Origin of the sequence: Bacillus sp. AFS001701, assembly GCF_002559405.1 — a bacterium.
Classification (GTDB): Bacteria; Bacillota; Bacilli; order Bacillales; family Bacillaceae_G; genus Gottfriedia.
The window spans coordinates 1-15,397 of sequence record NZ_NTZO01000107.1; the positions used below are offsets into that span (position 1 = coordinate 1).

General features: G+C 34.5%; 15 protein-coding genes and 1 other annotated feature. All 15 genes read left to right on the forward strand.

Annotated elements, in window-relative coordinates; all coding sequences use genetic code 11:
* The first annotated feature begins 271 nt into the window (after positions 1 to 271).
* The 15 genes from CN514_RS08850 (at position 272) to CN514_RS08920 (ending at position 15,360) form a co-directional block, all read left to right on the forward strand.
* Positions 272 to 733 carry a CtsR family transcriptional regulator gene (locus CN514_RS08850; protein ID WP_069033588.1) on the forward strand — a complete coding sequence of 154 codons (462 nt, stop codon included), beginning with the start codon at positions 272 to 274 and terminating at the stop codon, positions 731 to 733.
* A gap of 19 nt (positions 734 to 752) precedes the next feature.
* Positions 753 to 1,301, forward strand: a complete 549-nt coding sequence (gene mcsA, locus CN514_RS08855; RefSeq protein WP_098232282.1) for a protein-arginine kinase activator protein McsA — start codon at positions 753 to 755, stop codon at positions 1,299 to 1,301.
* A gap of 5 nt (positions 1,302 to 1,306) precedes the next feature.
* The gene (gene mcsB / locus CN514_RS08860) at positions 1,307 to 2,374 is read left to right on the forward strand and encodes a protein-arginine kinase McsB (RefSeq protein WP_098232283.1); all 1,068 of its coding nucleotides are present in this window, start codon (positions 1,307 to 1,309) and stop codon (positions 2,372 to 2,374) included.
* Positions 2,375 to 2,394: 20 nt separating this feature from the next.
* Positions 2,395 to 4,836 carry an ATP-dependent protease ATP-binding subunit ClpC gene (clpC, locus tag CN514_RS08865; protein WP_098232284.1) on the forward strand — a complete coding sequence of 814 codons (2,442 nt, stop codon included), beginning with the start codon at positions 2,395 to 2,397 and terminating at the stop codon, positions 4,834 to 4,836.
* A gap of 179 nt (positions 4,837 to 5,015) precedes the next feature.
* The gene (gene radA, locus CN514_RS08870) at positions 5,016 to 6,395 is read left to right on the forward strand and encodes a DNA repair protein RadA (protein WP_098232285.1); all 1,380 of its coding nucleotides are present in this window, start codon (positions 5,016 to 5,018) and stop codon (positions 6,393 to 6,395) included.
* A 2-nt stretch (positions 6,396 to 6,397) separates the two neighbouring features.
* Positions 6,398 to 7,471, forward strand: a complete 1,074-nt coding sequence (disA, locus tag CN514_RS08875) for a DNA integrity scanning diadenylate cyclase DisA (protein ID WP_069033593.1) — start codon at positions 6,398 to 6,400, stop codon at positions 7,469 to 7,471.
* A gap of 49 nt (positions 7,472 to 7,520) precedes the next feature.
* Entirely contained in the window at positions 7,521 to 8,591 is a 1,071-nt protein-coding gene (locus CN514_RS08880) for a PIN/TRAM domain-containing protein (protein ID WP_098232286.1), read from the forward strand.
* A gap of 20 nt (positions 8,592 to 8,611) precedes the next feature.
* Entirely contained in the window at positions 8,612 to 9,298 is a 687-nt protein-coding gene (gene ispD, locus CN514_RS08885; protein ID WP_098232287.1) for a 2-C-methyl-D-erythritol 4-phosphate cytidylyltransferase, read from the forward strand.
* 11 nt (positions 9,299 to 9,309) lie between these two features.
* Entirely contained in the window at positions 9,310 to 9,789 is a 480-nt protein-coding gene (ispF, locus tag CN514_RS08890; protein ID WP_098232288.1) for a 2-C-methyl-D-erythritol 2,4-cyclodiphosphate synthase, read from the forward strand.
* Between the two features lie 42 nt (positions 9,790 to 9,831).
* Positions 9,832 to 11,292, forward strand: a complete 1,461-nt coding sequence (gene gltX, locus CN514_RS08895) for a glutamate--tRNA ligase (RefSeq protein WP_098232289.1) — start codon at positions 9,832 to 9,834, stop codon at positions 11,290 to 11,292.
* 42 nt (positions 11,293 to 11,334) lie between these two features.
* Positions 11,335 to 11,554 (forward strand) — a binding site (T-box leader).
* 82 nt (positions 11,555 to 11,636) lie between these two features.
* Positions 11,637 to 12,275 (forward strand): serine O-acetyltransferase, encoded by a 639-nt coding sequence (gene cysE / locus CN514_RS08900; RefSeq protein ID WP_098232290.1) that lies wholly within the window; start codon positions 11,637 to 11,639, stop codon positions 12,273 to 12,275.
* Positions 12,276 to 12,279: 4 nt separating this feature from the next.
* On the forward strand, positions 12,280 to 13,680 hold the full coding sequence (gene cysS / locus CN514_RS08905) for a cysteine--tRNA ligase (RefSeq protein ID WP_098232291.1): 1,401 nt from the start codon (positions 12,280 to 12,282) through the stop codon (positions 13,678 to 13,680).
* A 4-nt stretch (positions 13,681 to 13,684) separates the two neighbouring features.
* A complete protein-coding gene (locus tag CN514_RS08910) occupies positions 13,685 to 14,101 on the forward strand; it encodes a Mini-ribonuclease 3 (protein WP_098232292.1) in 417 nt (138 codons plus the stop codon).
* Between the two features lies 1 nt (position 14,102).
* Positions 14,103 to 14,846, forward strand: coding sequence for a 23S rRNA (guanosine(2251)-2'-O)-methyltransferase RlmB (gene rlmB, locus CN514_RS08915; RefSeq protein WP_098232293.1), 744 nt, complete (start codon positions 14,103 to 14,105; stop codon positions 14,844 to 14,846).
* Between the two features lie 34 nt (positions 14,847 to 14,880).
* Positions 14,881 to 15,360, forward strand: a complete 480-nt coding sequence (locus CN514_RS08920) for an NYN domain-containing protein (protein WP_387332445.1) — start codon at positions 14,881 to 14,883, stop codon at positions 15,358 to 15,360.
* Positions 15,361 to 15,397 lie beyond the last annotated feature (37 nt).

The window sequence follows — 15,397 nt, forward strand, 5'->3', positions numbered from 1 at the left end:
ACATATATATATATATACTGATAAAGAAAAATCGCCAATTGGCGAGCCTTTAGGTAAAGACAGAGAGAATATAGCACTTATATTTAATACCTAAAATTGAAAAATACGTCAATTTTTCTTCTAGGCTACCAATTTATACAATTCTTAATGGTAAAAAGATTAAGAGCTGTATCGTTTGGAAAAAATGGTAAAGAGATAATAGTTGAAATTTTTCATGAAAGGAATATAATAATAGTCAAAGATAGTCAAAGTCAGTAAAGGTGGTAAATAGATGAAGAATATATCAGATATTATTGAACAATATCTAATGCACTACTTTGACATATCTGATAAAGATTATGTCGAGATAAAAAGAAGTGAAATAGCAAATAAATTTGATTGTGTACCTTCTCAAATAAATTATGTAATTAATACTAGATTCACATTAGAAAGAGGATATGTAGTAGAAAGTAAACGCGGTGGTGGCGGGTATATTCGAATTATTAAAGTGCAATTTCATGATAAAGCGAGCGTGATTGATCAAATATTAAGTAGTTTTACTAACAATATTGCACAGTCTAGCTCGGAGGACTATATTCGTCTACTACTAGAAAAAAATGTAATTACAGGGCGAGAAGCAAAAATGATGTTAAGTGTATTAGATCGTTCAGTAATAATGGTTAATTTGCCTTATCGAGACGAGTTAAGGGCAAGAATGTTTAAGGCAATGCTAAGAAGCTTAAAGTATAAATAGAATATGGAGGTTGCCCATAATGATTTGTCAAGAATGTCAAGAACGTCCGGCAACATTACACTATTCTAAAATTATTAATGGTGAGAAAACAGATATTCACTTATGTGAGAAATGCGCAAATGAATCGAACAATAAACATATTTTTTCTGAAATAGGTGGTTATTCTGTAAATGATTTGTTAGCTGGATTGTTTAAAGGTAATACTGGTATTTATGAAATGAAGAAAAATAAATTTCATCAAGATTCCCAAATTGAATGTCCTAGATGTAAGATGACTTTTCAAAAGTTTACTAAAATTGGACGTTTAGGTTGTTCTACTTGTTATGAAACATTTAGGGATCAGATGAAACCAATTGTTAAAAGAATTCATAGCGGTAATGTATCGCATACAGGGAAAATACCTCAAAAGATTAATGGGGCAATCTCCTTGAAAAGGAAGTTACAAGACTTGAAATCTCAAATGAAAAATTTTATTGATAAAGAAGATTTTGAGCAAGCAATTAAGATCCGGGATGAAATTCGTGAAATTGAGCAAGATTTACAAACCCTTCAAAAGGAGGTGGAGTAAATTACATGTCTATTAATCGAATTATTAATGAGGCCATCAGTCCATGGATGAAACAAGAAGGTCCAGATGATGATATCGTTTTAAGTAGTCGTATTAGATTAGCTAGAAATTTCAGTGCATATTTGTATCCAGCTTTACTTAGTCAAGACAAGGCTAAAGAAATTTGTCATTTAGTTAAACATTATTTTGAAGGTAGTACAGCTTTACCAAACGGACCTTTTGAATATATTGAAATTAATAAGTTAGAACCAGTAGAGAAAAGAGTATTAATTGAAAAACACTTAATAAGTCCTAATTTAGTTCAAGAGTCGGTACATGGTGCATGTATATTATCTCAGGATGAACAAATTAGTATTATGATCAATGAAGAAGACCATTTAAGAATTCAAGCTCTATTTCCAGGTTTACAACTTAGAGAGGCACATACTCAAGCGAATCATATTGATAATTATATAGAGAGTCAGCTTGAATATGCTTTTGATGAAACAATTGGTTATTTAACCAGCTGTCCTACTAATGTTGGTACCGGATTAAGGGCCTCAGTGATGATGCATCTTCCAGCACTAGTCATCACGAAACAATTTAACCGTTTAATTCCTACTATTAATCAACTCGGTTTAGTAGTAAGAGGAATTTATGGTGAAGGTAGCGAAGCATTAGGTAATATCTTTCAGATTTCGAATCAAATAACTTTAGGGAAATCTGAAGAAGAAATAATTGAAGATTTAACGACAATTGTCCAACAACTGATCAAACACGAGAAATCAGCTAGAGACGCACTTGCCAGAACTTCTTTAATTCTTTTAGAAGATCGAGTCTTTCGTTCTTTAGGTACATTGAAATACGGAAGAATAATAGAAACAAAGGAAAGTGCTAAGTGTTTATCAGATGTACAATTAGGGATTGATTTAGGTTTAATTGAAGGTTTATCTAAAAACTTTTTACATGAATTAATGATATTAACTCAACCAGGTATTTTACAACAGTATGTCGGTGATCAGCTTACTCCTGAAGAAAGGGATATTAAAAGAGCATCACTAATACGCGAAAGACTATCTAATAAAAATAACTAATTATATGGGAGGAACCAATTATGATGTTTGGTCGATTTACAGAACGTGCTCAAAAAGTATTAGCTCTTTCTCAAGAAGAGGCAATCCGAATTGGACACTCAAATATAGGTACAGAACATATTTTACTAGGACTTGTTCGAGAAGGAGAAGGGATTGCTGCTAAAGCATTACTTGCACTTGGATTAAGCCCAGAGAAAGTACAACAAGAAGTAGAAACATTAATAGGACGTGGCCAAGGAGTTGCTCAAACAGTACACTACACTCCTAGAGCTAAAAAAGTGATTGAATTATCAATGGATGAGGCTCGTAAATTAGGGCATTCATATGTAGGAACAGAACACATCCTTTTAGGATTAATTCGAGAAGGAGAAGGTGTAGCAGCAAGAGTATTAAATAATCTTGGTGTTAGCTTAAATAAAGCTCGTCAACAAGTTCTTCAATTATTAGGTAGCAATGAAAGCTCGTCTAATCATCAAAATGGATCTGCTAATCAAGCAAACACACCGACATTAGACAGCTTAGCTCGTGATTTAACAGTATCGGCTAGAGAGGGTCGCTTAGATCCAGTAATCGGACGTGGTAAAGAAATTCAGCGAGTAATTGAAGTGTTAAGCCGACGCACTAAGAATAATCCAGTTTTAATTGGTGAGCCTGGTGTAGGTAAAACAGCTATTGCAGAAGGATTAGCTCAACAAATTGTTAATAATGAAGTACCAGAAATTTTAAGAGATAAACGAGTAATGACACTTGATATGGGTACTGTCGTAGCTGGTACTAAGTACCGTGGTGAATTTGAAGATCGTCTGAAAAAAGTAATGGACGAAATTCGTCAAGCTGGTAATATTATTCTTTTCATTGATGAACTTCATACATTAATTGGTGCAGGTGGAGCGGAAGGTGCAATCGATGCATCTAACATCTTAAAGCCATCATTAGCACGTGGTGAACTACAATGCATCGGTGCAACAACAATTGATGAATACCGTAAATATATCGAAAAAGATGCTGCGTTAGAGCGTCGTTTCCAACCAATTCAAGTTGATCAGCCGAGTGTAGAGGAGTCAATTCAAATTCTACAAGGCTTACGTGACCGTTATGAGGCACATCATAGGGTATCAATTTCTGATCAGGCAATTATTGAAGCTGTAAAACTATCTGATCGATATATTACAGACCGTTTCTTACCGGATAAAGCAATTGATGTTATTGATGAGGCAGGCTCTAAAGTACGACTACGTAGCTTTACAACACCGCCAAATTTAAAAGAATTAGAATTAAAATTAGAGGAAGTTCGTAAAGAGAAAGATGCAGCTGTTCAAAGTCAAGAATTTGAAAAAGCAGCATCATTAAGAGACTCAGAACAAAGATTACGTGAACAATTAGAAGATACGAAACGTCAATGGAAAGAGAAACAAGGTAAAGAAAACTCTGAAGTAACTGTAGAGGATATAGCGAATGTTGTATCATCTTGGACGAATATTCCAGTTACAAAACTTGCTCAAACAGAGGCAGATAAACTGTTAAATATGGAAAGTGTTCTTCATAAACGAGTAATTGGTCAAGAAGAAGCAGTAGTAGCAGTTTCTAAAGCTGTAAGACGTGCAAGAGCTGGATTAAAAGATCCAAAACGTCCAATTGGTTCATTTATTTTCTTAGGTCCTACAGGGGTAGGTAAAACAGAGTTGGCTCGAGCGTTAGCTGAAACAATTTTCGGCGATGAAGATGCGATGATTCGTATTGATATGTCGGAGTATATGGAAAAACACGCAACATCTCGTTTAGTAGGAGCACCTCCAGGATATGTAGGATATGATGAAGGTGGTCAATTGACTGAGAAAGTAAGACGTAAACCTTATTCAGTAATTCTATTAGATGAAATTGAGAAAGCTCATCCAGACGTATTTAATATCCTACTTCAAGTATTAGAAGACGGTCGATTAACTGATTCAAAAGGCCGCACAGTTGATTTTAGAAATACACTTGTTATTATGACATCAAACGTTGGAGCGAGTGCTTTAAAAACAAATAAATATGTTGGATTCAATATTAACGATGGAGAAAAAGATTACAAAGATATGAAAGGAAAAGTATTGGAGGAACTGAAAAAAGCATTCCGTCCTGAATTCCTAAACCGTATCGATGAAACAATCGTCTTCCATTCATTAGAGAAGAAACATATTAAAGAAATTGTTCACCTAATGGTTAACAGCTTAACGAAGCGTTTAAAAGAACAAGAAATTGAACTAGAATTATCAGATGCAGCAATTGATAAAATTTCAGATGAAGGATTCGATGCTGAATACGGAGCTCGTCCATTAAGAAGAGCAATTCAAAAACAAGTAGAGGATCGTTTATCCGAAGAATTATTAAAAGGTAATGTTGAAAAAGGCCGAAAAGTTATTCTTGATGTAAAGGATAATGAATATTTGATTAGAACAGCGGCTGAAACTGTAAATCAATAAGCAATTACAAAGTTCATACCTTTTATGAAGGATAATTGAACAAATTAATTGTAAAGTTATCTAATTTGTGAAAAAGGGCGTGAAGCCCTTTTTCTTATATCAAAAAAGCGTTAGGATAGACTTAGAATACATACTCTATTAATATAGAAAATCATAGTAACAAAAGAGGTACTATACATATGGCTAAAAAAAATAAAACGAAATTCGTTTGTCAGTCTTGTGGATATGAATCAGTTAAGTGGATTGGAAAGTGTCCTGCATGTAACGAGTGGAATACAATGGTTGAGTTTATAGAACAGCCTGCTAGTTCAAGAAGGCTAACATTTAATACAAACGCAACAGTAGAAGGAACGAAACCAATTTCAATCATGGAAGTGGAAATTGGCACTGAAACTCGTATCGAAACCTCATTCGATGAGTTTAACCGGGTTTTAGGTGGCGGTATCGTTTTAGGTTCGTTGGTGTTAATTGGTGGTGACCCGGGAATTGGTAAGTCGACAATGCTCTTACAGGTTTCCTCACAATTGGCTAAAAAGGACCATAAAGTTTTATATGTTTCAGGTGAAGAATCTCAGAAGCAAATAAAATTAAGAGCAGAACGACTAGGTGTCGCTACACAAAACTTATATGTTTTATCCGAGACAGATTTGTCTTATATTGCTCGATATATGGATGAGATGTCACCTGATTTTGTTGTAATTGATTCGATTCAAACAATCTATTTACAAGAAGTAACATCTGCTCCTGGTAGTGTTTCACAAGTACGAGAGTGTACTTCAGAATTAATGAAAATCGCGAAAACAAAAGGTATCCCAATCTTTATAGTAGGGCATGTGACAAAAGAGGGATCAATTGCTGGCCCACGTTTACTGGAACATATGGTAGATGCAGTATTATATTTTGAGGGTGAAAGACATCATACATATCGAATATTAAGGGCAGTTAAAAATCGTTTTGGATCTACTAATGAAACTGGTATTTTTGAGATGAAAGAGTTAGGATTAGTGGAAGTGCTGAATCCATCTGAAATATTCTTAGAAGAGAGACCTTATGGAGTAGCAGGTTCAACTGTTGTTGCTTCTATGGAAGGTACTAGACCTGTATTAGTTGAACTACAAGCACTTGTCTCTCCAACGAGCTTTGGAAATGCAAGACGAATGGCAACTGGTATAGATCATAATAGAGTATCGTTAATTATGGCTGTATTAGAAAAGAGAATGGGCCTTTTATTACAAAATCAAGATGCTTATTTAAAGGTTGCCGGAGGACTGAAGTTAGATGAGCCAGCGGTGGACTTAGCTGTTGCGGTAAGTATAGCATCAAGCTTTCAAGATAAACCTACTAATCCAACAGATGTAGTAATAGGTGAGATCGGTTTAACAGGAGAAGTTCGAAGGGTATCAAGAATAGAGCAAAGAGTACAAGAAGCAGCTAAACTTGGATTTAAAAGAGCAATAATTCCATCAAAAAATATTGGAGGATGGAGTTTTCCTGAAGGAATGGAAATAATAGGTATTAATACAGTACATGAAGCATTAAAATACGTGTTAGGAGGGTAGAGATGGAGGATCAAAAACAAAAAGCTAAATCAATGTTACCAGTTTTAGAAATGATTGCTCCAGGTACACCATTGCGTGATGGCATTGATAATGTACTTAGAGCACAGACTGGTGGATTAATTGTACTTGGCTTTAATGATGAAACAAAAGAAATGGTCGATGGTGGTTTTCATATTAATGACCCTTTCTCTCCAGCTAGCTTATATGAATTAGCAAAAATGGATGGAGCACTCATTTTAAATGAAACAGGGTCAAAAATCCTGTTAGCAAATGCACAATTAATACCAGATCAATCAATCTTTACAAAAGAAACTGGTATGCGTCATCGAACTGCAGAACGAGTATCAAGACAGACAGGAAACTTAGTAATTGCTATTTCGCAAAGGCGTAATGTTATTACCTTATATAAAGGTAATTTGCGCTATACACTGCGAGATATTGGCGTAATTTTAACAAAAGCTAATCAGGCGATTCAGACTCTTGAAAAATATAAAATTGTGTGGAATCAAGGGATTACCTCACTTAGTATTTTAGAATTTGAAGAGCTAGTTACATTATTTGAAGTTGTAAATGTTTTACATAGTGTTGAAATGGTTCTTCGAATTAAAAATGAAATTAATAACTATGTAATTGAGCTTGGTGATGAGGGACGACTGATTGAATTACAGTTAATTGAGATTATTTCGGACCTTGAGGAGGAGGCATTACTTTTAATAAAGGATTATCATTATAGTAAGGAACAAGATCCTAAAAGTATTTTGCAAAAACTCCAAGAACTGGCAAATGAAGAATTGTTAGAGGATCATGCCATTATTAAATTGCTAGGTTATCCGAATAACACAAATCTTGAGGAAATGGTAGAGCCTAGAGGCTATCGTATGTTAATGAAAATCTCTAGACTTCCGCCGCTAGTGATTGAAAATTTAACACAGCGATTTAAGCACCTTAAAGGGATCTACAAAGCTACTCTTGCTGAGTTAGATGATGTTGATGGAATTGGTGAAATTCGTGCAAAAAAAATCAAAGAAGGATTAAAACGAATTCAGGAGCAACTGTATATCAATAGACATAACTAAGTTATTTCGTCTAAGATAGAGTTATTATTTATTTAAAGGAGGTGGCGAATTGATAAAGAGGATCGTTCAAGTTATTTATATTTTTGTCGGAAGTACTTTAGGTTTAGTACTTTTTCCACTATTAGATAAACTGTTAAAAACAGAGTTACCTAATATTTTGCATAATTCTTATGTGCAAGCTTTAAGTGGAGCAGTGATCTTTTTTATTTTATCGCTTTGGTTAGTTGATCCAACAGTAACGTTTATCAAGTATATTGAGGAGAAATTATTAAAAGCTCCTATTTCAATGATTTTGTTTGGTAGTTTAGGACTTGTTTTTGGACTTATTCTGGCATTTCTTATTTCATTGCCAATTGACTCAATTAGATTACAGTATGTTTCATCAATTATTCAAATAGTTGTTACGATTTTATTAGGATATTTAGGTTTTCAAGTTGGGATTAAAAAGAGAGAAGAATTATTGAGTTTATTTACTTTATCTTCAAAGGCCAAGAAAAAGGCTGCTGAAGAGCAAGATGCATCATTCGATATTCCAGTTAAAATTTTAGATACTAGTGTAATCATTGATGGTCGTATTGCTGATATATGCCAAACTGGATTCATAGAAGGAACAATTGTGATTCCACAATTTGTATTAGCAGAATTACAATATATAGCTGATTCCTCAGATACGTTAAAACGAAATAGAGGTCGAAGAGGATTAGATATTCTAAACAGAATTCAAAAAGAGCTAGCTATGAAAGTTGAAATCTACGAAGGGGATTTTGAAGATGTCCCTGAAGTAGATGCTAAATTAGTAAAGCTTACTAAATTAAAAAATGGTATTTTAGTGACAAATGACTTTAATTTAAATAAAGTAAGTGAACTTCAGCAAATTAAAGTTTGGAATATTAACGATCTAGCAAATGCAATTAAACCAGTAGTATTACCTGGGGAAGTATTAACTGCTTTTGTAGTAAAAGAAGGTAAAGAAAAATTACAAGGTGTTGCATATTTAGACGATGGTACAATGATCGTTGTAGAAGACGGTAAAGAATCAATTGGTAAACGAGTAGAGACAGTCGTTACGAGCGTGCTACAAACTTCTGCTGGTCGTATGATTTTTGCAAAAGTAAAGTAGGTTAGAGGGGTATACGTAAAATGCAATATAAGGTCATCATTCCAGCAGCGGGTTCTGGCTCTCGAATGGGTGCAGGCTATAATAAATTATTTCTAAAAATAATTAGCTCACCAATTATTGAATTAACTTTAAAAGTATTTGGCGAAGATCATCGTTGCAATGAGATTATCTTACCGATTAAAGAATCTGAAAAACAGTTCTTTGAAACTTTAAATTTGCCAAGCTTTATTCAAAATAAAATAACCTATGTAAAAGGTGGAGCAGAAAGACAAGAAAGTGTTTATAATGGTTTAGTTTCAATTAAGGATACTGAAAGTTTTATTTTAGTACACGATGGGGCGAGACCTTTTGTAACAAATGCAGTGATTGAGCGGATTCTAGAAAAGATGAATGAACATGAGGCAGTCATCTGTGCTGTTCCAATAAAAGATACAATAAAGAAAGTTATTGATCAAGAAGTCGTTGAAACAATTGATCGTTCTACACTTTGGGGAGTACAGACTCCCCAAGCTTTTACATACAAATGCTTAATAGAAGCACATCAAAAAGCAATCGAAAATGGTTATTTAGGAACTGATGATGCTAGCTTAGTTGAATGGAACGGAAGTAAAGTTTTTGTAGTAAATGGAGATTATAACAATATTAAAGTAACAACTAAAGAAGATTTGTTTTTTGCTGAAACAATCTATGAACAATATAGAGGTTAGAAGGTGTTTACATGTTTAGAATTGGACAAGGGTTTGATGTTCACGCTTTTGCGGAAAATCGCCCGTTAATTATTGGTGGAATTGAAATCCCATACGAATTAGGTTTATTAGGTCATTCTGATGCCGATGTTCTTCTTCATACAATATCGGATGCATTACTAGGGGCTATTGGTGAAGGAGATATAGGTAGACATTTCCCGGATACGGATCCAGCTTTTAAAGATGCTGATTCAGCAAAACTACTTCAACACGTATTTCATATTGTTAAGGATAAAGGCTATGAGTTAGTTAACGCGGATTGTACGATTATTGCTCAAGCGCCTAAAATGGCACCATATATCCAAGTAATGAGAGAGCGAATTGCAGAACTGCTTGAAACGACATCTGATTGTATTAATGTTAAAGCAACAACAACTGAAAAATTAGGTTTTACAGGAAGAAAAGAAGGAATTGCATCCCAAGCGGTTGTATTGTTACAAAAGAAGGCTTAAACTAATAAAGTATATTAATTATTCAGTGGAGAGTGTCTATAAATGTCAAATAGAGTAAGAGTTCGTTATGCCCCTAGTCCGACAGGTCATTTACATATTGGAAATGCACGTACAGCATTATACGTATATTTATTTGCTAAGCATTTTAACGGTGATATGGTATTACGTATTGAAGATACTGATATTGAACGTAATGTTGAAGGTGGCGAAGAAAGCCAAGCGAAATATTTACACTGGTTAGGTATTGATTGGGATGAGGGTCCAGATAAAGGTGGGGAGTACGGTCCTTATCGTCAGCTAGAAAGATTAGACTTATACAAACAATATGCTAATGAATTAATTGAGAACGGTCATGCGTACAAGTGCTATTGTACAGAGGAAGAACTTGCAGCGGAACGTGAAGCACAATTAGCGGCTGGTCATCCAACTACACGTTATAGTGGAAAATGCCGTCATTTATCAGCTGAAGAAAGAGCTGCAAAAGAAGCAGCAGGTGCAGAACACACTATTCGTTTTGCAGTACCAGCAAATGATACGTATGAGTGGGAAGATATCGTTCGTGGAAATATTAAATTTGAATCAAAAGATATCGGTGACTGGGTTCTTGTTAAAAAGAATGGAATCGCTACTTATAACTACGCGGTAGTAGTTGACGATGCATTAATGAAGATTAGTCACGTACTACGCGGTGAAGAGCATATTTCTAATACTCCTAAACAAATAATGGTATATCGTGCATTAAATTGGGATGCTCCAGATTTTGGTCATATGGCAGTAATTGTGAACGAAAACCGTAAAAAGCTTTCAAAACGTGACGAATCTGTATTACAATTTATTGAACAATATCAAAATCTTGGTTACTTACCAGAAGCGTTATTTAACTTTATTGCTCTTCTTGGTTGGTCACCAGTTGGTGAAGAAGAAATTTTCAGCAAGGATGAATTTATTAAGATTTTCGATCCTAGCCGTTTAAGCTCTGCTCCTGCTATGTTTGATAAGCAAAAATTAACTTGGATTAACAACCGATATATTAAAGAGCAACCATTAGAAAAAGTAGTAGAAATTTCATTACCACATCTAATTAAAGCTGGTTTTGTAAGTGAAGAACGCACTGCAGATGAAAATCTGTGGGTTACAAATCTAGTAGCTTTATATCAAGACCAAATGAGCTTTGGTGCTGAAATTGTAGAATTATCAAGCTTATTCTTCAAAGAAGTATTAACATTCGGTGAAGAAGAGCAAGCTGTTATTTCTGAAGAGCAAGTGAAGGAAGTACTTTCAGCATTAGTTGAAGAACTTAAAGCTTCTGAAGAATTTACAGTTGATTCAATTAAAGCTGCAATGAAATCAGTACAAAAGTCAACTGGACAAAAAGGCAAAAAGTTATTTATGCCAATTCGTGTTGCAACTACTGGTCAATGCCATGGTCCTGAATTACCAGCAGCGATGACTTTATTAGGAAAAGAAAAAGTTATTGCTCGTTTACAACAAATAATTGGTTAACATTTTGATTAATTTGTAATATATATAAGTAATATTCATATAGGTAAAATGTTGATAGGGAAAAGTAAATGGTTACGCGTTACCCAGAGAGAATCACATTGGTGAAAGTGATTTTAACGGTAGTCATGGAAGTGCCCCCTTGAGTCCTTAGCCGAAAAATACGTTTTAGTAGGCTAGGGCGGTGGAAACCGTTACATTACATGAGTTGAGATAAATTTATTTTATCTAAACAGAGTGGAACCGCGCATAAAGCGTCTCTGTGTATTTTATGTACACTGGGACGCTTTTTATTTTTTATAGAGAAAAAATAAAATTCTTAATAAATTCTTTAAGGGGAAATGAAGATGCTAAAGTACATGAAGGAAGATGTAGCGACGATATTTGAACGCGATCCAGCCGCTACTAGCTATTTAGAAGTTATTCTTACGTATGCTGGTTTACATGCATTATGGCTTTATCGATTTGCTCATTATTTCTATCGGAAAAAATGGCACTTTATTGCAAGGAGTATTTCACAGTTTGCTCGTTTTTTAACAGGAATCGAGATTCACCCAGGGGCGAAAATTGGTAGGCGATTTTTTATCGATCATGGAGCAGGAGTCGTAATTGGAGAAACATGTGAAATAGGTGATGATGTTACGATTTATCAAGGGGTAACATTAGGTGGAACCGGTAAGGAAAAAGGTAAGCGACATCCAACCTTATTGAGTGGGGTACTAGTAGCTACGGGAGCAAAAGTTCTAGGATCCATCACAATCGGAGAAAATGCAAAAATCGGTGCAAATTCAGTTGTACTAAAGGATGTTCCAAATAATACTACTGTTGTTGGTATACCTGGTAAGATAGTTGTTCAAGATGGAATTAGAGTAAATAATCAATTTGATCACTGTGATCTACCTGACCCAGTAGCAGATCGATTACTACAACTAGAAGCGGAATTAGAAGACCTAAGAAGTTTAATGAGAATATCTGAAAGGAAGTAAAACTATGGCAATTCAAATTTATAATACATTAACAAGGAATAAAGAAGATTTTAAGCCGATAGAAGAAGGCAAGGTCAAAATGTATGTATGTGGACCTACTGTATATAACTATATTCACATTGGTAATGCAAGACCTGCTATTGTTTTTGATACAGTAAGACGCTATTTTGAATATCGTGGATACGAAGTGAACTATGTTTCAAATTTCACTGATGTTGATGATAAGTTAATTAAAGCAGCAAATGAATTAGGTTCAGATGTTCCAACTATAGCAGATCGTTTTATTAATGCATATTTTGAAGATGTTCAAGCGCTAGGTTGCAAAACAGCTACGAATCATCCTCGTGTAATGGATAATATGGATATTATTATTGAGTTTATCGATGAGCTTGTAAAAAAAGGTTATGCATATGAATCCGAAGGTGATGTTTACTTCAAAACAAAGGAATTTGATGGTTACGGTAAGCTATCACACCAATCAATTGAAGACCTTCGAATTGGTGAAAGAATTGAAGTTGGCGAAAAGAAAGAAGATCCATTAGATTTTGCTTTATGGAAATCAGCTAAACCAGGAGAAATATTCTGGGAAAGTCCATGGGGGAAAGGTAGACCAGGATGGCATATTGAATGCTCAGCAATGGCAAAGAAATACCTTGGAGAAACAATTGATATACATGCTGGCGGTCAAGATTTATCTTTTCCACACCATGAGAATGAAATCGCTCAGTCAGAAGCTTTAAGCGGGAAAACTTTTTCAAATTATTGGATGCATAATGGATACATCAATATCGACAACGAAAAAATGTCTAAGTCATTAGGTAACTTTGTATTAGTACATGACATTATAAAAATCGTTGATCCTATGTTATTACGTTTCTTCTTGTTATCAGTGCATTATCGTCACCCAATTAACTATAGCGAAGAACTTTTACAAGAAGCTAGAAATGGTTTTGAACGTATTAAAACGGCATATCAAAATAGTAAGCATCGTTTAGAAAGCAGTACTAATTTAACAGAAGATGACAATAAGTGGTTAAAAGAAATAGCAGATGAAAAAACCGTCTTCACAAAAGTAATGGATGATGACTTTAATACAGCTAATGCAATTTCTGTTTTATATCAATTAGCTAAATTGGCAAATCAATATTTACTAGAGACACATACTTCTACGAATGTATTAAATCAATTAGTAGCAACTTTTGATGAATTATCAAATGTACTAGGCATTACACTAGTTAAAGAAGAAACAATGTTAGATGATGAAATCGAAGCATTAATTCAAAAACGTACAGACGCACGTAAAAATCGTGATTTTGCATTAGCGGACCAAATTCGTGACCAATTAAAAGAAATGAATATAATCATTGAAGATACTCCGCAAGGTATTCGCTGGAAAAGAGGATAACTTCATGATTGAAAGTAACCAAAATATTGATGCTAAACAACTAAACAGTTTAGCACTTGCTTATATAGGTGATGCTGTATATGAAATTTATGTACGTCATCACCTCCTTGAAAAAGGGACAGTAAGACCTAATCAACTTCACCGAGCAGCAACAAGATTTGTTTCTGCGAAAGGACAAGCTAAAGTAATTAGAGAAATGCTTTTTACAGAGATACTGTCAGATGAAGAAGTTGCGGTCGTTAAAAGGGGCCGTAATGCAAAGTCAGGAACTGTACCAAAAAATACGGATGTACAAACATATCGATACGCAACCGCAATGGAAGCGTTAATTGGGTACCATTATTTATTAAAAAATGAAGATAGACTCAATACAATTGTAGATTTTGCGATTCAATATATTGAGAACGATAAAGGAGCATAATATGTCTGAGGAATTTATTATTGGACGTAATCCAGTTATGGAAGCAATACGTTCAGGTCGTGATATAAATAAAATTTGGGTTAGTGAAGGAGCTAATAAAGGTCAAATCCATAAACTTTTAGAATTAGCTAACCAAAACAAAGTGATCGTTCAAACTGCACCAAACAAGAAATTAGATGGAATGGTTAAAGGTAACCACCAAGGGGTTGTAGCGCAAGTAGCTGCATATGAATACGTGGAAATTGATGATTTGTTTGAAGTGGCTAATAGCCGAAATGAACAACCGTTCTTCTTAATTCTTGATGAAATTGAAGATCCTCATAATTTAGGCTCAATTATGAGAACTGCAGATGCAGTTGGTGCTCATGGAATCATTATTCCAAAGAGAAGAGCGGTAGGTTTAACTTCAGCGGTTGCTAAGGCTTCTACTGGAGCAATTGAATATATTCCAGTAGCAAGAGTAACGAACTTAGCAAGAACTATAGATGAATTAAAAGAAAGAGGAGTTTGGATTTTTGGTACAGATGCAAAAGGTGCTGATGACTATCGAAACATGGATGGCCAAATTTCTCTTGGGTTAATTATTGGTAGCGAAGGTAAAGGCATGAGCAGGATCTTAAAGGAAAAATGTGATTTCCTAATTAAGTTACCAATGGTCGGTAAAGTTACATCTTTAAATGCGTCTGTTGCGGCTAGTCTATTAATGTATGAAATACATCGTAAGAGACACCCGCTTGGATCATAAAAAGAAAGAGATTCTTATTGTAGATGGTTATAACATGATTGGAGCTTGGCCGAATCTTAGAAAACTTCGAGAAATTGACTTTGATAAATCACGTGATTATCTAATTACTCAACTTGCTGAGTATAAGGCATACACAGGGATGTATATAATTGTTGTATTTGATGCTCATTTTGTAAATGGAATCGAAAAGGTCGACAAGAATTCCAAGGTCGAAGTAATTTTTACTCGGAAAAACCAAACGGCTGATGAAAAAATTGAAAAACTTGCAATTGAGCTTCGTCATGTTAACCATCATATTTATGTTGCGACATCTGACTTTACTGAGCAATGGCAAATATTTGGACAAGGTGCACTTCGTATACCTGCAATGGAACTTTATCGATCGGTTACTCAAAATAAAAAAATGATAAGTAGTCGAATTAGTGAAATACCTGATCAAAGACTGACGATTAGTAAGACTTTAAATTCGAAACAAACAGAAATTTTAGAAAAATGGCGAAGAGGGGAACGATGACTTATTGTTTCCTTCTTCTTTGTGCTGTATAATTTAA

Bases quoted from the DNA above. Each gene is read 5' to 3' on its own strand.
- cysE (WP_098232290.1), top strand. From the start codon at position 11,637: ATGCTAAAGTACATGAAGGAAGATGTAGCGACGATATTTGAACGCGAT.
- mcsB (WP_098232283.1), top strand. From the start codon at position 1,307: ATGTCTATTAATCGAATTATTAATGAGGCCATCAGTCCATGGATGAAA.
- disA (WP_069033593.1), top strand. From the start codon at position 6,398: ATGGAGGATCAAAAACAAAAAGCTAAATCAATGTTACCAGTTTTAGAA.
- rlmB (WP_098232293.1), top strand. From the start codon at position 14,103: ATGTCTGAGGAATTTATTATTGGACGTAATCCAGTTATGGAAGCAATA.
- ispF (WP_098232288.1), top strand. From the start codon at position 9,310: ATGTTTAGAATTGGACAAGGGTTTGATGTTCACGCTTTTGCGGAAAAT.
- CN514_RS08910 (WP_098232292.1), top strand. From the start codon at position 13,685: ATGATTGAAAGTAACCAAAATATTGATGCTAAACAACTAAACAGTTTA.
- gltX (WP_098232289.1), top strand. From the start codon at position 9,832: ATGTCAAATAGAGTAAGAGTTCGTTATGCCCCTAGTCCGACAGGTCAT.
- CN514_RS08850 (WP_069033588.1), top strand. From the start codon at position 272: ATGAAGAATATATCAGATATTATTGAACAATATCTAATGCACTACTTT.
- clpC (WP_098232284.1), top strand. From the start codon at position 2,395: ATGATGTTTGGTCGATTTACAGAACGTGCTCAAAAAGTATTAGCTCTT.
- CN514_RS08920 (WP_387332445.1), top strand. From the start codon at position 14,881: ATGATTGGAGCTTGGCCGAATCTTAGAAAACTTCGAGAAATTGACTTT.
- radA (WP_098232285.1), top strand. From the start codon at position 5,016: ATGGCTAAAAAAAATAAAACGAAATTCGTTTGTCAGTCTTGTGGATAT.
- ispD (WP_098232287.1), top strand. From the start codon at position 8,612: ATGCAATATAAGGTCATCATTCCAGCAGCGGGTTCTGGCTCTCGAATG.
- mcsA (WP_098232282.1), top strand. From the start codon at position 753: ATGATTTGTCAAGAATGTCAAGAACGTCCGGCAACATTACACTATTCT.
- cysS (WP_098232291.1), top strand. From the start codon at position 12,280: ATGGCAATTCAAATTTATAATACATTAACAAGGAATAAAGAAGATTTT.